This window comes from Nonomuraea sp. NPDC001636 (genome assembly GCF_040298265.1).
GTDB lineage: Bacteria > Actinomycetota > Actinomycetes > Streptosporangiales > Streptosporangiaceae > Nonomuraea.
Genome location: NZ_JBEOZT010000010.1, coordinates 15,846 through 39,699, shown reverse-complemented (window position 1 = coordinate 39,699; position 23,854 = coordinate 15,846). Strand labels below are relative to the sequence as shown.

Here is a 23,854-nt window from a genome sequence, read left to right as displayed (position 1 = left end):
GGATATGGACGTCAACGGATCTGCAGCAATCATCTCCGGCGGTGCCAGCGGCCTCGGTGAGGCGACGGCCCGCGAGCTCGCCCGCGCGGGCGCCACCGTGGTCATCGCCGACCTCAACGAGGAGCGCGGCAAGGCCGTCGCCGACGAGCTCGGCGGCGTCTTCGTCAGGACGGACGTGTCGGACGACGATCAGGTGCAGGCGGCCGTCGACGCGGCCGTGGCCACGGGCAAGCCGCTGCGCGTCGTGGTCAACAGCGCGGGCATCGGCTGGGCCGAGCGCACGGTCAACCGCGAGGGCAAGCCGCACAACCCGGCCACGTACCGCAAGGTGATCGAGGTCAACCTGATCGGCACCTTCAACCTCATGCGCATCGCCGCGGCCGCCATCGCCGCCACCGAGCCGGTCGACGCCGACGGCCAGCGCGGCGTGGTCATCAACACGGCCTCCGTCGCCGCCCTGGAGGGCCAGACGGGCCAGCTCGCCTACTCGGCCTCCAAGGGCGGCATCGTGGGCATGACGGTCCCCGCCGCGCGCGACCTGGCGGCCATCGGCGTCCGCGTGAACACGATCTGCCCCGGCATCATCGACACCCCCATCTACGGCTTCTCCGGCAACGCCGAGGAGTTCAAGGCCAAGCTCGTGGCCCCCGTGGTCTTCCCCAAGCGCATGGGCCGGGCCGACGAGTTCGCCCACCTGGTGCACTCGCTCGTCCAGAACGACTACATGAACGCCGAGGTCGTGCGCTTCGACGGCGGCATCCGCTTCCAGCCCAAGTGAGGTCCCGTGTCTGACGAAGTGCTCGTCGAGGAGTCCGGCAACGTCGCGGTCATCACCATCAACCGGCCGAAGGCGCGTAACGCGATCAACGGCGCGGTGGCCCGGGGGATCGCCGAGGCGCTGGACACCTACGACGCCCGCCCCGAGATCTCGGCGTACGTGCTGACCGGCGCCGGGGGCACGTTCTGCGCGGGCATGGACCTCAAGGGGTTCCTGTCCGGGGACTTCCCGGTGGTCGAGGGGCGCGGCTTCGGCGGCATCGCCGAGGCGCCGCCCAAGAAGCCGCTGGTGGCGGCGGTCGAGGGGTACGCGCTGGCGGGCGGCTTCGAGCTGGCCCTGTCCTGCGACGTCATCGTGGCCTCGTCGGAGTCCACGTTCGGGCTGCCCGAGCCCAAGCGCGGGCTGGTGGCGGGCGCGGGCGGGATCATGCGGCTGCCGCGGCGGATCCCGTACCACGTGGCCATGGAGATCGCCCTGACCGGCGACCACTACCCCGCCTCCCGCCTGTACGAGCTGGGCCTGGTCAACCGGATCACCGAGCCGGGGGCCGCCCTGGAGGGCGCGCTGGAGCTGGCCCGCAAGATCGCCGCCAACGCGCCCCTGGCGCTCGCGGCGACCAAGAAGGTGATCATCGAGTCCCAGGACTGGCCCCTGGAGGAGATGTTCAGGAGGCAGGGCGCGATCATCAACCCGGTGTTCGGCTCCAAGGACGCCATGGAGGGCGCGGCGGCCTTCGCCGAGAAGCGCGCCCCCCAGTGGAAGGGCGAGTAACCCTCACCCGTACGCCGGCCCCTTCCACACGTCCGGAAGGGGCCGCGTCAACGCGCGTGCGTGACCTTTCCTGCGTACGGTAAAGGGAGGAGACCACCACCAGGAGAGCGCATGAGCGACCATTCGGGTTCCAGGTTCGAGTCGGCCAGGCGCGGCGCCGGCACCTTCCTGTCGAGCGCGATCAAGGCGATCGTCATCCTCGGGTCCATGCTCGCCGTGATGTGGGTCCTGGAGGGCGTCGACTACGTGATGGGCGGCGCGCTCGACTCCTACGGCATCGCGGGCTGGGACGCCGACGGCCTGGTGGGCATCCTGTTCGCGCCGTTCCTGCACGGCGGCTTCGGCCACCTCATGGCCAACTCGCTGCCGCTGCTGGTGCTGGGCTTCCTGGCGGCGGTGCGCGACATCCGCAAGTTCCTCTGGGCCACGCTGCTGATCGTGCTGATCGGCGGCCTCGGCACGTGGGTGTCCAGCCCCGGCGTGATCACGATCGGCGCGAGCGGCCTGGTCTTCGGCTACTTCGGCTTCGTGCTGGCCCGGGGCCTGTTCGACCGCCGCCTGGTGGACATCCTGATCGGCATCGGCGTGGGCGTGGCCTACTACTCGATCCTGTGGGGCCTGCTCCCCAACCAGCAGGGCATCTCGTGGCAGGGCCACCTGTTCGGGCTCCTGGGCGGCGTGGTGGCCGCCTGGGTGCTGCGCCGCAGGAAAGAGCTGCCGGCCCGCGTCTGAGCCCTACAGGTGCGGTTTGGTGTGCTCGGCCGGTGAGCTGGAGAGCATGCGGTCGATGAGCGCCAGGCCGATCGCCGAGGCCACGAACGCCAGGTGGATGATCGTCTGCCACATGATCTTGTCGTTGGGCACGTCACGCGCCCGGATGAACGTCTGCAGCAGGTGCACCGACGAGATGCCCACGATGGCCGTGGCCAGCTTGACCTTCAGCACGTTGGCGTTGACGTGGGAGAGCCATTCGGGCTCGTCGGGATGGTCGTTGAGGTTGATGCGCGAGACGAACGTCTCGTAGCCGCCGATGATCACCATGATCAGCAGGTTGGAGATCATCACGACGTCGATCAGCGCCAGGACCGTCAGCATGACGACGACCTCGGCCGACGTGCCGTCGCCGGTCGCCGGGTGCAGGAAGACGCTGCTCAGCAGGTGCCACAGCTCGGTCATGAACTGCCAGACGTACACCGCCTGGGCCACGATGAGGCCCAGGTAGAGCGGGACCTGCAGCCAGCGGCTGGCGAACATGAGGTAGCCGAGGCTGCGGGGCAGCGCTCGCCCCTGGCCGATCGGGGGCTGTTCGGGCAAGAATGTTTCCTACTGATCGAGCCGGAGGACTGGTTGAGTTGGCGAACCTGGGTTCCCTGGAACGCGCGATCATGAACGTGCTGTGGGACGCCGGCCGGGCCATGCGCGTACGGGAGCTCCTGGGCAGCCTCAACGAGGACCGCGACCTGGCGTACACGACCGTGCAGACCGTCGCCGAGCGGCTGGTGCGCAAGGGCCTGCTCGTGCGCACGCCCGCGCGCAACGCCTTCCGCTACGCGGCCGCCTGCTCAAGGGCCGAGCACGTCAGCCGCCTGATGCTGGAGGCCCTCGCCGTCAGCACCGACAGGCTGCCGGTGCTGACGAGGTTCGCGCAGAGCGTCGAGGAGGCGGACGCCCTGGCGCTCCTGGACGAGCTGACCCGCCGGACGGGCCGGCGCGCGACGGGCTAGAGGCGCTCGACCACGTGGTCGACGCAGACCGTCAGCGCCTCGACGTCGGACGGCTCGATGGCCGGGAACATCGCGATGCGCAGCTGGTTGCGGCCCAGCTTGCGGTAGGGCTCGGTGTCGACGATGCCGTTGGCGCGCAGCACCTTGGCCACCTCGGCGGCGTCGACGTCGTCGTTGAAGTCGATCGTGCCGACCACCTGCGAGCGGAACTGCGGGGCGGCGAACGGCGTGGCGTAGGACGACTTCTCGGCCCAGGTGTACAGGCGCTGGCTGGACTCGGCGGTGCGGGCGGTGGTCCAGGCCAGGCCGCCGTTGCCGTTCATCCAGTCGAGCTGGTCGGCCAGCAGGAACAGCGTGGCCACGGCGGGCGTGTTGTAGGTCTGGTCCTTGCCGGAGTTGTCGATCGCGATCGGCAGGCTGAAGAACTCGGGGACGTACCGGCCGGAGGCGGCGATCTCCTCGACCCTGGCCAGGGCGCGCGGCGACATGATCGCGATCCACAGGCCGCCGTCGGAGGCGAAGCTCTTCTGCGGGGCGAAGTAGTAGACGTCGGTCTCGGCGATGTCGACCGGCAGGCCGCCCGCGCCGGAGGTGGCGTCGACCAGCACCAGCGAGTCGTCGCCGCCCACGCGGGAGATCGGCATGGCGACGCCGGTCGAGGTCTCGTTGTGGGTGAGGGCGTAGACGTCGACGCCGTCCTCGGCGACCGCGGTGGGGTGGGTGCCGACGTCGGACTTGATCACGCTCGGGTCGGCCAGCCAGGGCGCCTTCTTGGCGACGGCGGCGAACTTCGAGGAGAACTCGCCGAACGACAGGTGCTGGGACTTCTCCCTGATCAGCCCGAAGGCCGCGATGTCCCAGAACGCGGTGGTGCCGCCGTTGCCCAGCACGACCTGGTAGCCCTCGGGCAGCGAGAACAGGTCGGCCAGGCCGGAGCGCACGCGGCCGACCAGGTTCTTGACCGGCTTCTGGCGGTGGGAGGTGCCCATGAGGCTCGCGCCGGAGGCGGCGAGCGCGGCCAGTTGCTCGGTGCGAACCTTCGAGGGCCCGCAGCCGAAGCGGCCGTCGGCGGGCTTGATGTCAGCGGGAATCACGATGTCAGCCACGTGCCAAGCGTACTGAGGCCGTCCGGGTGACGTCGCACGGGTCCGCCGAATGAGACGCGGAACGGCCCGCCCTTGAGCGGGCGGGCCGTTCATGACACGGGTGAAAACGTGTCAGATCGTGCCGACAACCTCGGAGGCGCCGGGGACGTCGCTCAGCGGACGCGAGGCCGGGCCGATGTAGTTGGCGCTCGGACGCACCAGCCGGCCCGTGAGCTTCTGCTCCAGGATGTGCGCGGCCCAGCCGGCCGTGCGGGCGCAGGTGAACATCGAGGTGAACATGTGCGAGGGCACCTCGGCGAAGTCCAGCACCACGGCCGCCCAGTACTCGACGTTCGTGGCGAGCACCCGGTCGGGCTTGCGGGCGTGCAGCTCCTCCAGGGCGGCCTGCTCCAGCGCCGCCGCGACCTCGTAGCGGGGCGCGTCGAGCTCCTTGGCGGTGCGGCGCAGCACGCGGGCGCGCGGGTCCTCCGCGCGGTAGACGCGGTGGCCGAAGCCCATGAGCCGGTTGCCCTTGTCGAGCTCGCTCTGGACGTACTTCTTGGCGTCGCCCAGCTGCTCCACGCCTTCGATCATGTGGAGCACGCGGGCGGGGGCGCCGCCGTGCAGCGGGCCCGACATCGCGCCCACGGCGCCGGAGAGCGCCGCGGCCACGTCGGCGCCGGTGGAGGCGATGACGCGGGCGGTGAACGTGGACGCGTTCATGCCGTGCTCGGCGGCCGAGGTCCAGTAGGCGTCGATGGCCTTGACGTGCTTGGGATCAGGCTCACCGCGCCAGCGGATCATGAAGCGTTCGACGATGGTCTTCGCCTCGTCGACCCGGCTCTGCGGCACCATCGGCAGGCCGAGGCCGCGCGCGGACTGCGCGACGAAGGAGAGCGCCATCACGGAGGCGCGCGCGAGCTGGTCGCGGGCCTCCTCGTCACTGATGTCGAGCAGGGGCTTGAAGCCATAGGCCGGAGCCAGCATGGCCAGCGCACTCTGCACGTCTACGCGGATGTCACCGGAGTGGACAGGGATGGGGTACGGCTCCGCCGGGGGCAGGCCCGGCTGGAACTTGTTGTCGACCAGCAGGCCCCAAACGTGCCCGAAGGGGACACGGCCGACCAGCTCCTCGATGTCGACGCCCCGGTATCGAAGGGCGCCCCCTTCTTTGTCCGGTTCCGCGATCTCGGTCTCGAAAGCTACGACGCCTTCGAGGCCGGGTTTGAAGTCGGACATGCTCGGCCGCCTCCCTTTCTTGCCATGTAACGGCAATGCCTTGATGTCGAGATACCGGCGGGTCAATTTAACCCCCTCCCAGGTCATGGTCGGTCTCGGGACCCGCCGAAACGTCAAACCCGCTGGTAGGGAGCCTGCTGTGGGCACGTGTCCCGCGACCTGCGTCACGCCGCCGGACGCGCCCTAGCGTGGGATCTGCCACATGAGCGCGCAAGAATACCGTCTCGTGGATGCCACCCCGCGCCCGCCCCTGCTGGCGGCGCTACGCCGAACGTACGAGGGCGAGCCGTTGCTCGAGACCGACCTCGCGTCCGACCCCGTCGCGCAGTTCACCGTCTGGTTCCAGGACGCGCTCGACGCCGGCCTGCCCGAACCCAACGCCATGGTCCTGGCCACCGCCTCCGCGGGCGGCCGGCCGAGCGCCAGGACGGTCCTGCTCAAGGGCTACGACGAGAACGGCTTCGTCTTCTACACCAACTACGAGTCCCGCAAAGGCCGCGACCTGGCCGAGAACGGACGCGCCTCGCTGCTGTTCCCCTGGCACGCCATCCGCCGCCAGATCCGCATCGAGGGCACCGTCGCCCGCATCTCCCACCAGGAGTCGGCCGACTACTACAACTCCCGCCCGTACGGCTCCCGCATCGGGGCCTGGGCCTCGCGGCAGTCGGCGGTCGTGCGCTCGCGCGAGGAGCTCGACGAGCGCTACGAGGAGCTGGCCGCCCGCTGGCCCGAGGATCCGCCGGTGCCCGACTTCTGGGGCGGCTTCCGGGTGACGCCGACCGAGGTGGAGTTCTGGCAGGGACAGCTCGACCGGATGCACGACAGGCTGCGCTACCGGCGCACCCGACCCGGTTGGGCTTTGGAGAGACTTGCACCATAAATTGCCTTAGGTGGCAATCGGGGAACTGGTCAAACGTCATCTTGTGGACACAAGGCCGCTGGCCGTGCCCGCGTACCGGCGGATCTGGTCCGGCCAGGCCGTCTCGAACGTGGGCGTCTCCGTCACCGTCGTGGCGGTCGGCCAGCAGGTCTACGAGCTGACCCACTCCTCGCTCTGGGTGGGCCTGCTCGGCATGGCCAACCTCGTCCCGCTGCTGGTCTTCGGGCTGTGGGGCGGGGCCGTCGCCGACGCCTTCGACCGGCGCAGGCTGCTCGTCATCGGCTCGCTCATCACCTGGGCGGCCACCCTGGTCATCCTGGCGCAGGCCCTGCTCGGACTGGGCAACGTATACCTGATCTTCGCGGCGACGGCGGTCAACGCCACCGGGTTCGCCATCACCGGCCCGACCAGGGGCTCGGTGATCCCGCGCGTCCTCGACCCCGAGCTGGTGCCGGCCGCCAACGCGCTCAACTCGCTGGTCTACAGCCTCGGCGCGGTCGTCGGCCCGATGCTCGGCGGCGTGCTGCTGTCCACCGGCGGCGACCACCCGAACTACGCCGCCGCCTACGCGGTGGACGCCCTGCTGTTCAGCGCCGGCCTCTACGCGGCCCTCAGGCTGCCCGCCCTGCCCCCGCTGGGCGAGGTGACACGTCCGGGAGCGCGGGCGGTCTGGGAGGGGCTCAGCTTCATCGCCAGGAGCCCGGTGCTGCTGATGTCGTTCGTCGTGGACATCATCGCGATGGTGTTCGCCATGCCGCGCGCCCTCTACCCCGAACTGGCCGCCGATCGGTTCGGCGGCTCGATGACCGCGCTCGGCTGGGTGACCTCCGCCATGGCGATCGGCTCGGTCGCCGGCGCGCTGTTCTCCGGCTGGGTGGGCCGGATCTCGCGGCAGGGCGTCGCGCTCGTGCTGGCCATCGCCATGTGGGGGCTCGCCGTCGCGGCCGCGGGGCTGGTGCGCGAGCTGTGGCTGGTCGTGGCGTTCATGGCGGTCGGCGGCGTGGCCGACGTGATCTCGTCGGTGTGGCGGCAGTCGATCCTGCAGCTCTACGCCCCCGACGAGATGCGCGGGCGGATGCAGGGCGTGTTCATGGTGGTCGTGGCGGGCGGCCCGCGCCTCGGCGACCTGCGCGCCGGCGCGACCGCGACCGCCTTCGGGCTCACCGGCGCCTGGGTGGGCGGGGGACTGGCGTGCGCGGTCACCGTGCTCGTCGTCGGACTGTCGGTGGCCGGGTTCCGCGACTACCGCTCCGACACCCGCGCCGCGGCCTTGAGGTCGGAGACGAAGCCCGCGTAGGCCGCGTCCCTGTCGGACGCGCGCAGCACCGCCGAGGGGTGGATCGTGGCCACCGCGAGCGCGTCGCCCAGCGGCACCGGCTCGCCTCTGTGCTCGGTCAGCCGGAACGCCCTGCCCAGCAGCGACCTGGCCGCCGTCGCGCCGAGCACCACGACCACGTCGGGGCGCACCAGCTCCAGCTCCGCGCCGAGCCACGGCCGGCACGCCTCGATCTCGGCGACCGTCGGTTTCTGATGAATCCTTCTCTTCCCCCTGGGAGTGAAGGAGAAATGTTTGACAGCGTTCGTCAGATAAACCGCGTCCCGTTCGATTCCCGCTTCTTCCAGGCCCCGATCGAGTACGCGCCCCGAGGGCCCCACGAACGGATGACCCTCGCGGTCCTCGAGATCTCCCGGCTGCTCGCCCACCAGCATGTAACGGGCCTGCTCGGGGCCCTCGCCGAACACCGTCTGGGTGGCCTTCGCGTACAGGTCGCAGCCCTCGCAGCGGGCGGCCGCCGTGCGCAGGGAGCCGAGGTCGCGCCGGGCGGGAAGGAACTCGGCCGCTCCGTTGTTGCCGTCCTTAACCATCGTCGGTCGTTCTCCCAATAGGGTTCCTGATGACTTCTGTGCCCGTAGCGGACGGGCTCAGTCCCCGCCACGACCGGCGTAGCATTTCAGTTGGGAGGAGCCTTGACCGCACACGGCCTGATCGACACGACGGAGATGTATCTCCGCACGATTTACGAGCTCGAAGAGGAGGGCATCGTCCCCCTTCGCGCCCGCATCGCGGAGCGCCTCCAGCAGAGCGGCCCCACCGTGAGCCAGACCGTCGCCCGCATGGAGCGCGACGGCCTTGTCCGCGTCGAGGGCGACCGGCACCTGTCGATGACCGACCTGGGCCGCACGCTGGCCACCCGCGTGATGCGCAAGCACCGCCTGGCCGAATGCCTGCTCACCCAGGTCATCGGCCTTCCCTGGGAAGAGGTGCACATCGAGGCGTGCCGGTGGGAGCACGTCATGTCCGAGTCGGTCGAGGCGCGGCTGGTGACGCTGCTCGACAACCCCACGGTCTGCCCGCACGGAAACCCCATCCCGGGGCTGGCCGAGCTGGGGGCGCCGGAGGTCACCGACGGCGCGGCCAACGTCCTGACCTCGATGTCCGAGGCCGCCGGGCCGCGTGACATCCCGGTCGTGGTGCGCCGGATCAGCGAACAAGTGCAAAGCGATCCTGCTGTGATGCTTAAACTCAAGCAAGTTGGGATACAACCCGGACGCGAGGTGACGCTCGCGGCGAGCGACGACGGTGTGCGGGTGACAGGTGACGGTGACGCGAACGACACTCCCGCGGAGCTTCCGCGTGACGTTGCCGCGCACGTTTTTGTCTCCAAGCGCTGACGCGCGCGCAGCCACTTGGTTGAATCCCTCTTGGGAGGCCCTCCACTCTCCCCTGGCCAAGACAGTTGCAGGAGCACCCGTGGTCCGCTGTGCGCACAAGCCACCCCAAGGAGTGGTCTCCGGATGAAGCGATGGGGGGATCTGTCACAAGAAACGGCTGATCACCTTGGTGCCGGGTCCGTTTTGGACCATGCCGAAATGGCAGTGGTCGTGACAGACCGCTTCAGCAATCTCCTCTACTGGAATCCCTTCGCCGAGCAGCTGTTCGGCCGTCCCGGCAACGCGCCGGGGCGTGACGCGTCCGTCCTGTCCCTCGGGATCATGGAGAAGGACCACCCGCTGGCGATCGAGCTGGCCAAGCACGTGCTCAAGGGCGGCGTGTGGGAGGGCACGTTCGACGTCAGGCGCGGCGACGGCACGATCGTCTACGTGCGCGCCCAGGCCGTGCCGCTGCGTCACCCGTCCGGGTCGGTCACCGGCATCGTCATCCTGGCCCGTGAGGCCCTGCGCAGCAACGAACGCGAGAAAGACCGTTTCGGGCTCCTCGAACGCATCGGCGAGCGGCTGGCCGGCTCCCTCTACGTCGAGGAGACGCTCAAGCGGGTGGCCGAGATGCTCGTGCCGCAGTTCGCCGACCACTGCTTCATCGAGCTCATGGAGGGCGACCGGCTGGTCCGCCGGGTCTCGGAGCACGTCCAGGGCTGGACCCCGCCCGCGGGCACGTGGAAGCCGGTGGGCGCGGAGATCCGCTACCCCTCCGGCCACTACGCCGACACCGCGCTGCGCCGCCAGGAGACCATCCTCGTCGAGGACTTCTCCACCACCAGCTACCCGTCGCCGCACGAGGGCAGCGCGCGCCTGGCGAGCGAGATCGGCATGACCTCGGCCATCGTCGCCCCCCTGCTGGTGCGCGGCGAGACGCTGGGCCTGATGTACCTCGGCCTGTCCAACCTGACCGACCGGCGCAGCCCCCACTACGACGCCTTCGACCGCGACTTCGTGGGCGCCATCGCCACCCGCGTGGCCCTCGCGATCGACAACGCGCTGCTGTTCGAGGAGGAGCGCCACACCGCCGAGTCGTTCCAGAAGCACCTGCTGCCCAGGGCGCTGCCCCAGCTCGACGGCCTCGACATCGCGGTGCGCTACTACCCGGCGGCCCCGCTCGCCTCCCACGGCCAGGGCATCCAGACCCAGGTCGGCGGCGACTGGTACGACGTCATCCCGCTCTCGGCCGGCCGGGTCGGCATCGTGATCGGCGACGTCGAGGGCAGGGGCGCCAAGGCCGCGGCCATCATGGGCCAGCTCAGGGCGGCGCTGCGGGCCTTCGCACAAGACGACAAGTCACCCGCCGACATCCTGGCCAGGCTCGACGAGTGGACCCGCATCATCGCCACCCCCGAGCAGGACGACAACGGCGCCGACGTCAGCATCCCGCCCATCGTCACCTGCCAGTACCTCGTCTACGACGCCTGGTCCCGGCAGCTCTCCTTCGCCAACGCCGGGCACGCGCCGCCGCTGCTGGTGGTCGACGGCCAGTGCCTGGAGATGGACATCGAGGAGGTCGGCCAGCCGCTCGGCGTCCGGGCCAAGGGCCTGCACGCCGACCTGGTCTACAAGGAGGAGACCCGCACCCTCCCGCCGGGCGCGGCGCTGCTGCTCTACACCGACGGCCTGGTCGACCGGCGTCCGGGCCGCGACGGCAGGATGCCGAGCGAGGAGGAGACGCTCGGCGTGCTGTGCGAGAAGCTCGCCAAGATGGCCGACGCCGACGTCGAGCGCATCGCCGACGCCGCCACGATCGCGGTGCCCGGCGAGATCGACGACGACATGGCGATCCTGGTCGTCCGCTCCAGCGACGTCGACCTCGACGTCGAGGAGCGCACCTTCCCGGCCCAGCCGATCATGGTCGGCGAGGCGCGCCGCATGGCCTCCGAGGCGTTCTCCGGCTGGAACGTGCCCGAGGAACGCGCCGAGCTGGCCTGCCTGCTGGTCTCCGAGGTCGTCACCAACGTGGTGCTGCACGCCTCCACCGCCAACTCCCCGCGCCGGGAGCTGGTCGTCGAGGGGCCGCCGCTGCCGTTCGAGGATTCCTGGGACATGCCGGGCTTCGAGGAGGAGCCGGTCGGCGACAAGGAGTTCACGCTGAGGCTGCGCAGGGGCGAGGAGTCGGTCTGGGTCGAGGTGTTCGACCAGGACCTCCGCCTGCCCCGCATCCGCAGCGCCGGGGAGAACGACGAGGGCGGCCGCGGCCTCTACCTGGTCGACCAGCTGGCCAAGCGCTGGGGCTCCCGTCCCACCAGGGAAGGCAAAGCGGTCTGGTTCGAGATTCCCACCCGGAGCAGGTGAGTGGTTCACTGGGCCGCATGGAGCTGGCCTTCGAACGCCGGGGCAGCGGCGAGCCGCTGATCCTCGTCCACGGCATCGGGCACCACTGGCAGGCGTGGTTGCCGGTGATGGACCGGCTGGCCGCCGACCACACGGTGATCGCGATCGACCTACCCGGTTTCGGGGTGTCGCCGCGGCTGCCCGCGGGCATCCCGTACACCGCGGAGTCGCTGGCGGACGCGGTCGAGTCGTTCTGCGCGCTGCTCGGCATCCGGGAGCCGCACGTGGTGGGCAACTCGCTCGGCGGCTACATCGCGCTCGAACTGGCCTCGCGCGGCGTCGTGCGCGCGGCGACCGCGTTGTCGCCGGCCGGCTTCTGGTCGCGCTCCGAGCTGCTCTACTGCCAGACGACGCTGAAGGCTCTGCGGAACTCGGCGCGCGCGATGTCGCCGGAGCAGGCGGTCAGGGCGGCCGGCAACCCGTTCATGCGGGCGGTGTCCAGCGGGGTGCTGGTGGCCCGGCCGAGCCGGCTCGACCCCGCCGGGCTGGTCGCGGCCACACAGGCGCTGGCGGGGTCGGCGGGCTTCGACGAGACGCTGGAGTCGTTCGGCGGGCTGATGCCGCCCGCCCCGCCGAAGTCGCCCATCACGATCGCCTGGGGCGAGCGCGACCGGTTGCTGCCGCGCCACCAGGCCGTGCGCGCGGCGCGCTGGTCGGGGCAGCGGGTCAGGCTGCTCAAGGGCTGCGGGCACGTGCCGATGAGCGACGATCCTGAGCTGGTGGCCCGGGTCGTCCTGGAGGCCGACCGGGCGGCTTCCTAGCGTTCGGCGTTGGCCGCCATGCGGCGCAGCACCTCGACGGCGGTCCGGTACTCCTGCGCGCTCACGCCCTGCGTGACCTGCTGCCGGAAGCGGGTGACCCGCTCGGAGACGGCCGTGTGCACGGCCCGGCCCTGGCCGGTCAGCCGCCCGTCCGCCAGCCATCCCCTCGACGTCAGGCTCTGTACGGCCTCCTCCACCCCCTCGAACGGCGCCAGCGCGGCGGCGTTCTCCCCTTGGGCGGTGGCGTGGAGAAGCTGCCACTCCCTGCGCGAGGCGCCATGGGCGGCCAGGGCCTGACCCATCGCGTCCTCCAGCAGGTTGTCGAGGTGCTTCACCCAATATCCGATAGGTCTGTCCATGCATGTAGAATAGCAACTATATGTATGAAGACAAGGAAATTGCCGCGATCGAGCGGGCGATGGTCGCGATCAGGCGCAGGCAGAGCAGGCGGGCGCTGGCACGGCAGCACGGCGCGGCGGGCCCCGAGTTCGAGGTGCTCGACGTGATCGAGGGCGCCGGCGGGCGGCTCACCGTGTCGGCGGTCGCCGAGGCGCTCAACGTCGATCAGCCGCGGGCGAGCCGGCTCGTGACGGCCGCCGTGACGGCGGGGCTGGTACGGCGGGAGGCCGACCAGGCCGACGGGCGGCGGGCGTGGCTGGTGCTGACCGACGCGGGCGCCGCCGCGCTCGCCCAGGCCCGGCAGGCCCGGCAGGCGGCCTTCGCGTCGGCCACCGCCGGCTGGTCGGCGGCCGAGCGGGCCGAGTTCGCCAGGCTGCTGACCCGGTTCGTGCAGGGGATGCCGGGGTGAGCCTTCCCGGCCTCAGCGCATCGTCTGGCCCCAGACGAGCAGCATGGCGATGACGAACACGATCATCACGCCCGCGTAGCCGACCGGGCCGAGCCGGAAGGCCCTGCGCACGCGGTTGAGCCCCCAGGCGAACAGTAACGCCAGGAAAACGAGGAGGATCAGGCCGCCGTCCATGCTGACAGTATGCGGCGCGGCCCGGGCGGGCGCGCGCCTGCCGTCAGAATCCGAAGGACCGGCCGATGATCTCCTTCATGATCTCGGTCGTGCCGCCGTAGATCGTCTGGACGCGGCTGTCCAGCCACGCCTTGGCGACCGGGTACTCCATCATGTAGCCGTAGCCGCCGTGGAGCTGGAGGCAGCGGTCGATGACCTTGTTCTGCAGCTCGGTGGTCCACCACTTGGCCTTGGCGGCGTCCACGACGGTCAGCTGCCGGGCGTTGAGTGCCAGGATGCACTTGTCCACGTAGTGGCGGGCGATCTCCGTCTCGGTCGCCAGCTCGGCCAGGACGAAGCGAGTGTTCTGGAACGAACCGATGTTGCGGCCGAACGCCTGGCGGGTCTTGCAGTACTCGATCGTCTGCTCCAGCACCGTCTCTGCCGCGGCCACCGCCGCCACGGCGATCGACAGGCGTTCCTGGGGCAGGTTGTTCATCAGGTGGAAGAAGCCCTCGCCCTCGTTCGGGCCGAGGCGGTTGGCGACGGGCACGCGCACGTTCTCGAAGAACAGCTCGGCGGTGTCCTGGGCCTTCATGCCGACCTTGTCCAGGTTCCGGCCGCGGTTGAAGCCCTCCATGCCGCGCTCGACCACGATCAGCGTCGTTCCCCTGGCCCCCGCCTCGGGGTCGGTCTTGGCGACCACGACCACGAGGTCGGCGTTGACGCCGTTCGTGATGAACGTCTTCTGGCCGTTGACCACGTAGTGGTCGCCCTCGCGGACGGCGGTGGTCCTGATGCCCTGCAGGTCGCTGCCGGCGCCCGGCTCGGTCATCGCGATCGCGGTGATGAGCTCGCCAGAGGCGAAGCCGGGCAGCCAGCGCTGCTTCTGCCCGTCGTCGGTGAGCTCGACGACGTACGGGGCCATGACGTCGTTGTGCAGCGAGAAGCCCAGGCCGGAGGCGCCGGTCCTGATGATCTCCTCGACGATCACCGCGTTGTAGCGGAAGTCGGTGATGCCGGATCCGCCGTACTCCTCGGGGACGCCGAAGCCGAACATGCCGATCCCGCCGGCCTTCTTCCAGACCTCGCGGGGCACGATGCCGTCCTTCTCCCACTGGCCGTGGTGCGGCACGACCTCGCGGGCCATGAACTCGCGCACGGTTTCCCTGAAGAGCAGGTGCTCCTCGTCGAAGAGGTCTCGCTGCATCGATTCGCCTCCAAGCAGGTGTCGTGCACGACAGAATACGATTCTGTTACCCGGAGGTATACCCGCTTTCGCGGCAGGGAAGGCGGTGGGGACACGGCAGGGGACACGGCAGGGGACACGGCTTCATCACAAGTGCTGGAACTTGGGGGAAACCGCCTGCGTTGCGGGTGTTTTCGACTCTAAGATCTACCCTCGGTCTATTTGTGATGATCGGAGTGTCCCGTGAGTCGGTGGCGCAAGTCGTTGCTCGCCGCGTCGATCGCATCGGTGGCGGCCGTCGGGGTCGTCGCGTTGCCCGGCGTCCCGGCCTCGGCCGCACCGGCCGACCTGGACGTCCAGTACGAATGCATTCCCTCCGGGGCCGACAGCATCGTGCGGCACGCACCGGTACGCCTGAACACCCATCTCACCTTCGCCACCGACCTGGTGGTCGGCGACCCGCTCAACTTCACCTGGAAGCTCGACTACGCCGACCACGGACGGCTCCAGTCGCCCGGCTACTTCGCCCCGGGCGCCAACGTGCACGCCACCGGCAACGTCGAGCTGACCAGCAGCTGGCAGGGCATCCTGCAGCCGAAGGGCTCGGTCGAGCAGAAGGGCAAGCTGCGTCCCGACGGCGAACTGTCGCTGCCCGAGTCCCTGAACGACCCCGGCCTGATCGACAAGGTCGGGACCATCAAGGTCACGCCGAAGGACATCGAGCTCGACTTCACCCCGCCGGACGGCACGGTCGTCGCCAACGACGGCAACGAGAGCGACAACCCGACCGACATGAAGGTCATCTACGGCCCCGGCTGGACCTCGATCGACGACCGTCCGGGCTCCGAGAACCACGTGCACAACGACCTGCACGAGACCAACGACCTCGGCGCCTGGGCCGAGCTGAGCTTCACCGGCACCGGCGTGGAGTACATCGGGCCGCACGACAAGGACGCCGGCCCGGTGGACATCTACATCGACGGCGGCAAGGTGGCCACGGAGGACCCCTCGCGCTCAGACGACGACCTGCCCGTCAACGACGACCTCGACGGCGGCTTCACGATCTGGAAGTCGCCGGAGCTGAAGTACGGCAAGCACACCATCAGGATCGTGAACGCCTCCAGCAAGCCAGCCTGGCTCGACGCGTTCAAGGTGTCCACCAACACCGCCAAGATCCCGACGGGCTACCACGGCGCGAAGTGCAAGCTCGTCGGCGGGCCGGTCTCGGTGACGGTGACCGTACGGGACAAGTCGGGACCGACCAACAGCCAGACCCCCACCACGAGCACCACCCCGACGACCACGCCCACCACCAGCCCGACGACCACCCCCACCAACACCAGCACGTCCACCGCGACCAGCACCCCCACGCGGAACCACTCGCGGCCCACGCCGACCAACGGGCTCGGGCACGTGGTCGTGGTGCCGGCGGTCACGGGGACGAGCACGAGCACGGCCACGCCCACCGCGACCGGCCCCACGGCGACCACGTACGTCAGGGCGCAGGTGGCCAAGGTCCCCAAGGGCGGGGTGGACACCGGTGAGGCGCCCGACGAGCCGGACCGGCCGTACGGGCTGATGGCCAGTGGGGCGATGTTGCTCATGGGCAGCGCGGGCGGCGGGCTCGCCCTGCGCCGCCGCAGGGCCGCGCACGCGGGAGGAACGAAGTGATGGCCGAGCAGAAGACTCCGATGCAGCGGGCGATGCCCGGGCTGCTGATCGCCGGTTCGCTGGCCGGCGTCGGCGCGATCATGGTGGGCCTGCTCTCCGTGGCGCCCAAGGTGGACGACGGCTCCGGCACGCTGGCCGCCGCCGACCGGCCGACCGCCGTGCAGATCGAGAACGCGGGCGCGTTCGTGTTGCCCGCGACCGTGGGACCGGGCGGCAAGGGGGCGACGCTGACCCCGGCCCGGCCGGACGCGCCGCCGCCGCTGGCCGCGGCCCCGACCGTGCCGCCGATCCCCAAGGCCAGGACGAAGGCCGCCAAGGCCAAGGCGAAGCCCAGCCGGATCAAGATCCCCAAGATCAAGGTGAACGCCCCCATCGGCGGCGTCACCGTGGACATCAAGGGCAACCTGGGCACTCCGCCGCTGACTCGGCCGAACCAGACCGGCTGGTACCGCTTCTCGCCGGTGCCCGGTGAGCTCGGGCCCGCGATCATCAACGGCCACGTCAGCACCCGCAAGGGCCCCGCCGTCTTCGACCGTCTGCGCGAGCTGGCCAAGGGCGACCAGATCTACGTGTACCGGTCGGACGGGAAGGTCACCCGGTTCACGGTGAGCGGGATCGAGCAGGTCAGCAAGTCGGCGTTCCCGACGTCCCGGGTGTACGGGAACACCAAGGACTCGCAGCTCCGGCTGATCACGTGTGGCGGCGTCTTCAACAAGGAGGCGCACAGCTACACGGACAACATCGTGGTGTACGCGACGTTGTCGAAGAAGAAGGGCTGATGGGGTTTTTGGGACGAATTTGGGGTTTTACGGGAAGTTGACAGGGACAGTTCGTAGGATCTCAACCGAACCGTGACCATCGGCTGGAATTCTGGCACGACTGTTGACACTGCGCTGAACGGAGATGGACCCGTGCTTACGTCCCAGGCGTGGCGCCGCCTCGCCCACAAGACCTCCGCCTTGGGATTGATGGGCACACTCGCCGTCTCCGTCGGCTCGCTGGTCGGCCTGTCCTCGCCCGCCCAGGCTGCGGCCCCGAAGCAGTTCAGCTACACGTGCGCCGGAGGGCCGTTCACCTTTGGAGCCACTCCGCTCAGCGTGACGCTCACTGGTCCCGAATCGGTCACAGCAGGCGGTAGCTTCGACCTGTCGGTTGGCATTCCGGCGCTGACCCAGACAACTCCGGCCACACAAGCCACGTATGTGCAGGCCACGGTCGCGCTGACGCCGACCGGTGGGTCAGTCACTGACCCTGGCGCGAAGCAGGGAGCGGCTGTCGCGGCGAACACCCCTGCCATTCCTGCGGGCGAAGTGAAGTACAAGGTGTCTGTGGGCGCCACCACGACGGGCAAGGTGAGCATCAAGCCCGGAGAAATCCGTCTCGGGCTCCTGTCCAGCCCGAGCAGCGTGGCGACCTGCACTCCCTCCTCCACCACCGAGGTCCTCGACATCCCTATCGGGACTGGCGGTGGCGCCGGGACCGACGTGGTCTCCTACAACTGCAAGCTCCCCAGCGGGACGGACGCCCTCTACCCCGCCACTGTCGACATCAAGGTCGCGATGACGACGCCCACCAACGCCAAGGCCAATGAGGATGCCTCCATCACCTGGACAGGCACCATCGAGACCACGAATGACCCGCTCACCGCGCCCACCGGGTTCCCCGTGAGCAGCAAGCTCTTCGCCACCATCAAGGCGACCGGCGCAGGCGCGCCCGCCACCGCCACCGGCGAGGTGACCCTCACCGGCGCCGTGGCCGGTCAGGACATCATGACGCTTCCGAGCGTCACCATCAAGATCAAGCCCACCACCGCCGGCACTGTGCAACTGACGGCGGGGGATCTGGCTCTGGGCACCTCCTCGACTGCGCCTGCGATCAAGTGCGAGGCGCCCACGACCGGGCTCAAGACCTTCAGCTTCCAGGTGGCGGCCGGCACGGGGACGACCCCGACGCCCACGCCGACCCCCACTCCCACTCCCACGCCCACGCCGACCCCCACCCCCAAGCCGACCAAGACCAGCACTGCCACCGTGACCGTCACCCCGCCCGACAAGTCCAAGACGCCCAAGGCGGGGGCCGACACCGGGGGCGGGGGTATGGCGGGGCCCGACGGGCGGTTGTTCGTGCTGACCGGCACCGTTCTGATCGCGGCCGCGGCGGCCGGTGGGCTGGTGCTGCGCCGGCGTACCGCGGGCAGGGGCTGAGCGGCGTGGCCGGGCAGTATCCCTACGGCGGCCCGCCACCGCGGGACCGGGGGAGCACCGCGCTCAGGACCGTGCTGATCGGCGCGGCCATCGCCGGGGTCGTCACGGTCGTGGCGGGCATGCTGATGGTGCTGCAGTCGCCCGAGGAGTACGGCATGGACAGGGACGCCCTGCCCGTGGCCGTGCAGACGCAGGCGTCGGGGCAGCCGCAGCAGGCGTTGTTCCAGGCGCCGCCGGACCAGCCGCCGCCGCTGCCGGAGATCACGCCGGCGCCGCCGATGCTGCCCTCGACGCCGATCCGGATCGTGATCAAGCGGCTTGGCATCAACGCGCCGATCAAGTCGGTGGGGCTGGCCAAGGACGGGACGATCGAGGTGCCGCCGTCCGACAATCCCAACCTCGTCGGGTGGTACCGGAACATGTCCACGCCGGGCCAGGAGGGTCCGGCGGTGCTGCTCGGGCACAAGGACACCCGGACGCGCAGCGCCGTGTTCAGCCGCCTCGGCGAGCTCAAGCACGGCGACACCATCGAGGTGAAGCGCCAGGACAAGACGACCGCCGTGTTCACGGTCGGCGGCGTGGAGCAGGCGAGCAAGAAGACGTTCCCGACCGAGCGCGTCTACGGGGGCCGGGAGAACGCCCAGCTCCACCTCATCACCTGCGGTGGTGCCTACGATCGCACCATCGGCCACTACAACGACAACATCATCGTCTACGCGACGATGACGAGCTCCTATCGAAGCTGATTGGCGGAGGCGGGCATGGGCTGGCTGGCGAAGCGGAAACTGCGTACTGGCCCGACGGCGGCCCTGCCCGCCAGACCGGACCCCGCCGAGTTGTTGCGGATCGTCCGGCTGGCCGACCCGGACGCCCGGCGCGAGGGCGACGACATCGTGGCGGCCGACGTGCGGGTGTACGCGCCGGTCGAGGCCGACGCCGAGCTGACCGGCGGGGTGCTGGAGAAGGCGTGGGCCTGCCGGGTCACCGCCGAGGGGCCGCTGCCGTTCGACTTCTTCGACCGCTACCTGGCCGAGGGGCTGGCCTTCCGGCTCAAGGGGCTCGCCGTGTGCCGGGGCGAGGTGAGCGATCCGGCCGACGGCGAGGATGGCGGTCCCGCCGTCATCCTGCCCGTACGTCCGTCCGCCGACGATCTGGCGCCGCTGCTGGAGCAGGGGGAGGACGAGTTCACGTTCACGTCGGGCGACATCCGGGCCGCGCTCGTGCCGCAGAAGGGGCAGCCGCCGGCGGTGCGGGAGCTGCTGCCGTTCGCCACCGAGCTGACCGCGATCGAACTGCGCGGCGAGGAGCCCGTCAAGCTCGGAAGCCTGGCGCTGGAGCTGGCAGAATCGCTGAACGGCCTGGTCGTGGACCGGTGGCGGTTCAGGATCGACGCCGCGGAGGACCTTCTGCCCCCGGAGTGACGAGCCACAGAACGTCGTTCTGTTGTAGTCTCTCCTCAATAACCGAATAATGCTCGGTTTCCAGGAGGCACTGTGGCAGAGGCGTACATCGTCGGAGCGGTCCGTACCCCGGTCGGCAAGAAGAAGGGCGGGCTTTCCACCGTCCATCCCACCGACCTGGCCGCCCACACGCTGAAGGCGCTCATCGACCGCACCGGCGTCGATCCGGCGGCGGTCGAGGACGTCATCATGGGGTGCGTCATGCAGTTCGGCCCCCAGAGCATGGACATCGCGCGGAACGCCTGGCTGTCGGCGGGGCTGCCCGAGACGACGGCCGGCGTCACGATCGACCGGCAGTGCGGGTCGTCCCAGCAGTCGATCCACTTCGCCGCCCAGGGCGTCCTGTCGGGCACCCAGGACCTGGTGGTGGCCGCGGGTGTCGAGTCGATGAGCATCGTCCCGATGGGCGCGTCGATCACCGCCGCGCTGGAGAAGGGCATGCCGTTCCCGTTCGGCGACAAGTGGGTCGAGCGCTACGGCAAGCAGGAGATCTCGCAGTTCCGCGGCGCCGAGCTGATGTGCGAGAAGTGGGGCCTCCAGCGCGACGTGCTGGAGCAGTTCGCCTACGAGTCCCACCAGCGGGCCGCCAAGGCCGTCGCGAACGGCTACTTCAAGGACCAGATCGCCCCCGTCAACGGCGTCGAGGACGACGAGGGCCCGCGGCCCGACACGACGCTGGAGAAGATGGCCGGGCTCAAGACCCTCAAGGAGGGCGGCCAGATCACCGCGGCCACCTCCTCGCAGATCTCCGACGGCTCCGGGGCCGTGCTGATCGCCTCCGAGCAGGCCGTGCGCGAGCACAATCTGACGCCGAGGGCCCGCATCCACCAGCTCGCGCTCATGGGCGACGACCCGGTCTACATGCTGACCGCGCCGATCCCGGCCACGCAGCGGGCGCTGCGGAAGGCGGGCATGTCGATCGACGAGATCGACGTCGTGGAGATCAACGAGGCGTTCGCCCCGGTGCCGCTGGCCTGGATCAAGGAGCTGGACGCCGACCCGGCCAAGGTCAACCCCAACGGCGGCGCCATCGCGCTCGGCCACCCGCTGGGCGGCACGGGAGCGATCCTGATGACCAAGCTGCTGCACGAGCTGGAGCGCACGGGCGGCCGCTACGGCCTGCAGACGATGTGCGAGGGCGGCGGCCAGGCCAACGTCACCATCATCGAGCGGCTCTAGCGGAACCGGGCCGGAAAAGGGTGAGCGCCGCCTCCCGGGCGTAAGAGGGGAGGCGGCGCTCGCTAACTACCATCCCGGTAGTTGTCTAGCGGCCCTTGGGCGGGATGATCCGCCGGGGCGGCACGACCGGGCGCTGCGGCATCTTGGGCAGTTGCCGGGGCGGCATGGGCGTGGCGGTCTTCTTCTTGGCTGAGCGAACTCGCATGCGAAGCTCCTTTACACGAACTCAGGACGCGGCTCGGTGAGGGCCGGGCGTCGACGAGCACAGCGTGGCCGCGTCTGTCGGACGATGGACTGAGGTGGCTGCTGTCACAGGTAAAGGCGCATGTCCGACAAGCTACGGCCTGTCCATAACACCGGGCAACCGAATTACCGCGGCGCCGCGAGCCGCTGCACGAGCAACCGAATCAACGCCGTGCCGCCAGCTGCTGCTCGAAGCCCGACACCATGGCCCGCAGGCCCGCGTCGAACCACTGGTCGTAGAAGCGCAGGGCGTCCGGGTCGTGGGTCTCGGCGGTCGAGCCGACCTGGGCCAGGGCGTGGCCGAGCACGTAGACGGCCACCGACTGCACCGCGTTGACGGTGTCGCCGGAGGGCACGCCCGCCGCCTCGAAGCGGGCCAGCAGGCCGGAGATCAGCTCGGTGCCGAGCCGTACGTCCACCGGGTGGGTGGCCAGCAGCGGGACGGCGCGCGGGTGGGCGAGCAGGAAGCGGCGGTAGGCCACGGCGAACCCGGTCAGCGCCCGCGGCCAGTCGGCGACCGGCGTGTAGCCGGCCATGGCCTCGGTGAACAGCCGGCCGACGACCAGGGACACGAGCGCGTCCCGGTTGGGCACGTGGCGGTAGAGCGACATGGCGGCCACTCCGAGGTCGGCGCCCAGGCGGCGCATGGTCAGCGCGTCGGGGCCCTCGGCGTCGAGGATGCCGACGGCCGCGGCCACGATGCGCTCGACGGTGAGCACGGCCGGACGCCCCGCCCGCCTGGGTGCCTGAGTCATGCGGTCAGCGTAACGACGATCGTGGCCGCCAGCATGAGCAGGGACAGCAGGCCCACCACCATGTGCTGGACGTCGATGACCACGGCGTGGCCCGCGGTGGGCAGAATCTTCCAGGTGCGGCTGTACTCGCGCCGGTAGAGCTCGCACTGCTCGGCCGTGGCCGGGCCGAAGTAGGGCAGCCACCAGTTGCGCACGTGCCCGGCCACGACCAGGACGCACAGGACGGTCGCGGCGATGAGCGACCACGTGCGGTGCAGCGCGACGCCGGCCGCGATGAGCAGCGGGAACGGGTAGTTGATCGCGGCGGCCATGGCCCGGCCCCTGACGTTCGCGCCGTCGAGGTCGTTGAGCGGGAACATGGGCACCCAGTCGGTGAGGACGAGCCAGGCGAGCCACACGAGCGGGACGGTGACGGCGACCGCGATCATCGGGTTCTCCTCGAATTTGCTTACTAGGTAAGCTTACACAGTACACAAATTCGGACGGCGGCGGTCAAGAGTCCGGCGAGAGCCGCGGCGAGCAGGGTGATCGACAACGACACCGGGAAGTAGGTGAGCTGCTCCCAGGTCACGTACCGCCCGTTGAGCAGCACGGAGACCCAGTTCGGATAGAGCGCGAACACCAGGACGGGCACCAGCACCGGCACCAGCCGCAGGGCGATCCGCCACCACGGCCGCCCCGACCGCCGGGACGCCCACCGCCGCGCCCGCAGCACGCCCATGACCCCGAGGCCGGCCGCCACGACGGCGAGCAGCCCCAGCACCAGGTCGTAGAGCTGCCGGTCGCCGCCCAGGGCCGCCGGCGCGCGGCCCTCGCTCATCGCGGCCAGGCCCCGCATGACGTCGTAGGTGGGGTCGTAGAGCGAGGCGCCGTTGGTCATGACGGCGAAGCCGTAGCCGGTCTTCGGCGAGACGGCCTCGACGGCGTTGTAGGTGAACAGGTTGCCGGAGTGCACCAGCAGGCCGGACTCCTCCTCCAGGCTCCAGCCCATGCCGTAGCCGTGCGGGCCGGGCTTGTGCATGGTCTCCAGGCTCTGCTTCTTGACCAGCGGGCGGCCGGCGTCGTTCTGGGCGATCAGCCACTTGCCCATGTCCGCGGCGGTCGTGATGACCGCGCCCGAGCCGCTGCCGTCGAGGAACCCGGACGCCTCCGGCCGGGGCAGCCACATGCCGTAGACCGAGACGAAACCGTCCGCCGGCCGGACGGCCTGGGCGCTCACGGCGCTGCCGGTCATGCCGAGCGGGCCGAAGACGCGGTCCTTCATGTAGGCGTCGAAGGGACGGCCGCTCGCGGTCTCGACCAGGCGGGCGGCCAGGTCGTAGTTGACGTTGCAGTAGGCGTACCGGCTGCCCGGGTCGGCGGCCAGGCGGCCCTCGGCCAGGCGGGCGGTGTAGTCGGCCAGCGAGCTCGCGGACTCCAACTCGCCGATGTCCAGCGAGCTGTCGGACAGCCCGGAGGTCTGGTTCAGCAACTGGCGCACGGTGATCTCGGCGAAGCGCGGGTCGGCCATCCGGAAACCGGGCAGTTGCCCGGCCACCGGCTCGTCCAGCGCGATCTTGCCCTGCTCCACCAGGGTCATCACGGCCATCGCGGTGAACGACTTGCTCACCGAGGCCACCCGCATCGGCGTGGCCGCGGTGACCGGACGCCCTTCGGAGTCCCTGCCGTACCCGGCGGCGTGCACGACCTTGTCGCCGTGGGTCACCACGACGGACAGCCCCGGTACGCCGGTGGCCTCCAGTGCCTCGCGCAGGTAGGCGTCCACGGCGGCGGGGGTCGGCGCGACGGGGGCCGAGGCGAGGGCCGGGGCCGCGGCGGGGGTGAGAGTCAGGGCCGCGGCCAGCCCGGCGAGGGCGATCTTCAAGCTCATGCAGGCAAACGTACGGAGAACGCCCC

26 protein-coding genes are annotated in these 23,854 nt (G+C 70.2%); 16 read left to right on the top strand and 10 right to left on the bottom strand.

Translation table 11 applies throughout. The annotated features are described in order from the left end of the window. Positions 1-4 precede the first annotated feature (4 nt). From ABT158_RS20215 to ABT158_RS20205, 3 genes are all read left to right on the top strand, one after another. Positions 5-778, top strand: a complete 774-nt coding sequence (locus ABT158_RS20215) for an SDR family NAD(P)-dependent oxidoreductase (RefSeq protein WP_352322296.1) — start codon at positions 5-7, stop codon at positions 776-778. A gap of 6 nt (positions 779-784) precedes the next feature. Further along, the gene (locus ABT158_RS20210; RefSeq protein ID WP_352355386.1) at positions 785-1,549 is read left to right on the top strand and encodes a crotonase/enoyl-CoA hydratase family protein; all 765 of its coding nucleotides are present in this window, start codon (positions 785-787) and stop codon (positions 1,547-1,549) included. A gap of 111 nt (positions 1,550-1,660) precedes the next feature. Continuing rightward, positions 1,661-2,281 (top strand): rhomboid family intramembrane serine protease, encoded by a 621-nt coding sequence (locus ABT158_RS20205; RefSeq protein ID WP_352355384.1) that lies wholly within the window; start codon positions 1,661-1,663, stop codon positions 2,279-2,281. Positions 2,282-2,284: 3 nt separating this feature from the next. On the opposite strand, the gene ABT158_RS20200 is transcribed toward ABT158_RS20205, so the two are convergent. Next, entirely contained in the window at positions 2,285-2,863 is a 579-nt protein-coding gene (locus ABT158_RS20200) for a TIGR00645 family protein (RefSeq protein ID WP_352355382.1), read from the bottom strand. 38 nt (positions 2,864-2,901) lie between these two features. On the opposite strand from ABT158_RS20200, the gene ABT158_RS20195 reads away from it, so the two are divergent. Then, positions 2,902-3,273: a BlaI/MecI/CopY family transcriptional regulator gene (locus ABT158_RS20195; RefSeq protein WP_352355380.1), complete on the top strand. Its 372-nt coding sequence runs from the start codon at positions 2,902-2,904 to the stop codon at positions 3,271-3,273. On the opposite strand, the gene serC is transcribed toward ABT158_RS20195, so the two are convergent. Both serC and ABT158_RS20185 read right to left on the bottom strand, forming a co-directional pair. Beyond that, on the bottom strand, positions 3,270-4,379 hold the full coding sequence (gene serC, locus ABT158_RS20190; RefSeq protein WP_352322287.1) for a phosphoserine transaminase: 1,110 nt from the start codon (positions 4,377-4,379) through the stop codon (positions 3,270-3,272). The two genes, ABT158_RS20195 and serC, sit on opposite strands and share 4 nt — an antisense overlap. A 111-nt stretch (positions 4,380-4,490) precedes the next feature. Further along, positions 4,491-5,597 (bottom strand): citrate synthase 2, encoded by a 1,107-nt coding sequence (locus tag ABT158_RS20185; protein ID WP_352322285.1) that lies wholly within the window; start codon positions 5,595-5,597, stop codon positions 4,491-4,493. Positions 5,598-5,799: 202 nt separating this feature from the next. Here ABT158_RS20185 and pdxH point away from each other — a divergent pair, with 202 nt between their 5' ends. Together pdxH and ABT158_RS20175 are read left to right on the top strand one after the other, a co-directional pair. After that, positions 5,800-6,477 carry a pyridoxamine 5'-phosphate oxidase gene (gene pdxH, locus ABT158_RS20180; RefSeq protein ID WP_352322283.1) on the top strand — a complete coding sequence of 226 codons (678 nt, stop codon included), beginning with the start codon at positions 5,800-5,802 and terminating at the stop codon, positions 6,475-6,477. 10 nt (positions 6,478-6,487) lie between these two features. Next, positions 6,488-7,774, top strand: a complete 1,287-nt coding sequence (locus ABT158_RS20175; RefSeq protein WP_352355377.1) for an MFS transporter — start codon at positions 6,488-6,490, stop codon at positions 7,772-7,774. On the opposite strand, the gene ABT158_RS20170 is transcribed toward ABT158_RS20175, so the two are convergent. Further along, positions 7,720-8,343, bottom strand: coding sequence for a UdgX family uracil-DNA binding protein (locus ABT158_RS20170; RefSeq protein WP_352355375.1), 624 nt, complete (start codon positions 8,341-8,343; stop codon positions 7,720-7,722). The two genes, ABT158_RS20175 and ABT158_RS20170, sit on opposite strands and share 55 nt — an antisense overlap. 102 nt (positions 8,344-8,445) lie before the next feature. Between ABT158_RS20170 and ABT158_RS20165 the strand changes: the two genes are divergently transcribed. The 3 genes from ABT158_RS20165 to ABT158_RS20155 all read left to right on the top strand — a co-directional run bounded on the left by ABT158_RS20165 (position 8,446) and on the right by ABT158_RS20155 (position 12,296). Next, positions 8,446-9,150: an iron-dependent transcriptional repressor DtxR gene (locus ABT158_RS20165; RefSeq protein ID WP_352355373.1), complete on the top strand. Its 705-nt coding sequence runs from the start codon at positions 8,446-8,448 to the stop codon at positions 9,148-9,150. 123 nt (positions 9,151-9,273) lie between these two features. Then, entirely contained in the window at positions 9,274-11,496 is a 2,223-nt protein-coding gene (locus tag ABT158_RS20160; RefSeq protein WP_352355371.1) for an ATP-binding SpoIIE family protein phosphatase, read from the top strand. Beyond that, complete coding sequence (locus ABT158_RS20155) at positions 11,493-12,296, top strand: alpha/beta fold hydrolase (protein WP_352355369.1); 804 nt, start codon at positions 11,493-11,495, stop codon at positions 12,294-12,296. Before ABT158_RS20160 ends, ABT158_RS20155 begins: the two co-directional genes overlap by 4 nt. Here ABT158_RS20155 and ABT158_RS20150 read toward each other — a convergent pair. Further along, positions 12,293-12,655: a helix-turn-helix domain-containing protein gene (locus ABT158_RS20150; RefSeq protein ID WP_352355367.1), complete on the bottom strand. Its 363-nt coding sequence runs from the start codon at positions 12,653-12,655 to the stop codon at positions 12,293-12,295. The genes ABT158_RS20155 and ABT158_RS20150 overlap by 4 nt on opposite strands. A gap of 20 nt (positions 12,656-12,675) precedes the next feature. Between ABT158_RS20150 and ABT158_RS20145 the strand changes: the two genes are divergently transcribed. Then, entirely contained in the window at positions 12,676-13,104 is a 429-nt protein-coding gene (locus tag ABT158_RS20145) for a MarR family winged helix-turn-helix transcriptional regulator (RefSeq protein ID WP_352355365.1), read from the top strand. Positions 13,105-13,116: 12 nt separating this feature from the next. On the opposite strand, the gene ABT158_RS20140 is transcribed toward ABT158_RS20145, so the two are convergent. Together ABT158_RS20140 and ABT158_RS20135 are read right to left on the bottom strand one after the other, a co-directional pair. Beyond that, on the bottom strand, positions 13,117-13,278 hold the full coding sequence (locus tag ABT158_RS20140; RefSeq protein ID WP_352355363.1) for a hypothetical protein: 162 nt from the start codon (positions 13,276-13,278) through the stop codon (positions 13,117-13,119). A gap of 43 nt (positions 13,279-13,321) precedes the next feature. Then, complete coding sequence (locus tag ABT158_RS20135) at positions 13,322-14,467, bottom strand: acyl-CoA dehydrogenase family protein (RefSeq protein ID WP_352355361.1); 1,146 nt, start codon at positions 14,465-14,467, stop codon at positions 13,322-13,324. Positions 14,468-14,689: 222 nt separating this feature from the next. Here ABT158_RS20135 and ABT158_RS20130 point away from each other — a divergent pair, with 222 nt between their 5' ends. The 6 genes from ABT158_RS20130 to ABT158_RS20105 all read left to right on the top strand — a co-directional run bounded on the left by ABT158_RS20130 (position 14,690) and on the right by ABT158_RS20105 (position 20,960). Next, positions 14,690-16,117 (top strand): hypothetical protein, encoded by a 1,428-nt coding sequence (locus ABT158_RS20130; protein WP_352355359.1) that lies wholly within the window; start codon positions 14,690-14,692, stop codon positions 16,115-16,117. Continuing rightward, entirely contained in the window at positions 16,117-16,896 is a 780-nt protein-coding gene (locus ABT158_RS20125) for a class F sortase (protein ID WP_352322264.1), read from the top strand. The genes ABT158_RS20130 and ABT158_RS20125 overlap by 1 nt, the downstream gene beginning before the upstream one ends. Positions 16,897-16,968: 72 nt before the next feature. After that, on the top strand, positions 16,969-18,321 hold the full coding sequence (locus tag ABT158_RS20120) for a hypothetical protein (protein WP_352355357.1): 1,353 nt from the start codon (positions 16,969-16,971) through the stop codon (positions 18,319-18,321). Positions 18,322-18,326: 5 nt separating this feature from the next. After that, the gene (locus tag ABT158_RS20115) at positions 18,327-19,067 is read left to right on the top strand and encodes a class F sortase (RefSeq protein WP_352355355.1); all 741 of its coding nucleotides are present in this window, start codon (positions 18,327-18,329) and stop codon (positions 19,065-19,067) included. Positions 19,068-19,082: 15 nt separating this feature from the next. Beyond that, positions 19,083-19,742, top strand: coding sequence for a hypothetical protein (locus ABT158_RS20110; RefSeq protein WP_352355353.1), 660 nt, complete (start codon positions 19,083-19,085; stop codon positions 19,740-19,742). A 72-nt stretch (positions 19,743-19,814) separates the two neighbouring features. Beyond that, complete coding sequence (locus ABT158_RS20105; RefSeq protein ID WP_352355351.1) at positions 19,815-20,960, top strand: acetyl-CoA C-acetyltransferase; 1,146 nt, start codon at positions 19,815-19,817, stop codon at positions 20,958-20,960. 407 nt (positions 20,961-21,367) lie between these two features. On the opposite strand, the gene ABT158_RS20100 is transcribed toward ABT158_RS20105, so the two are convergent. From ABT158_RS20100 to ABT158_RS20090, 3 genes are read right to left on the bottom strand one after another with little or no spacing between them, the layout of a single operon-like run. Further along, positions 21,368-21,958, bottom strand: coding sequence for a TetR/AcrR family transcriptional regulator C-terminal domain-containing protein (locus tag ABT158_RS20100; protein WP_352355349.1), 591 nt, complete (start codon positions 21,956-21,958; stop codon positions 21,368-21,370). Further along, positions 21,955-22,386: a hypothetical protein gene (locus ABT158_RS20095; protein ID WP_352355347.1), complete on the bottom strand. Its 432-nt coding sequence runs from the start codon at positions 22,384-22,386 to the stop codon at positions 21,955-21,957. The genes ABT158_RS20100 and ABT158_RS20095 overlap by 4 nt, the downstream gene beginning before the upstream one ends. A 23-nt stretch (positions 22,387-22,409) precedes the next feature. Continuing rightward, positions 22,410-23,828 (bottom strand): serine hydrolase domain-containing protein, encoded by a 1,419-nt coding sequence (locus tag ABT158_RS20090; RefSeq protein WP_352355345.1) that lies wholly within the window; start codon positions 23,826-23,828, stop codon positions 22,410-22,412. Positions 23,829-23,854: the final 26 nt, after the last annotated feature.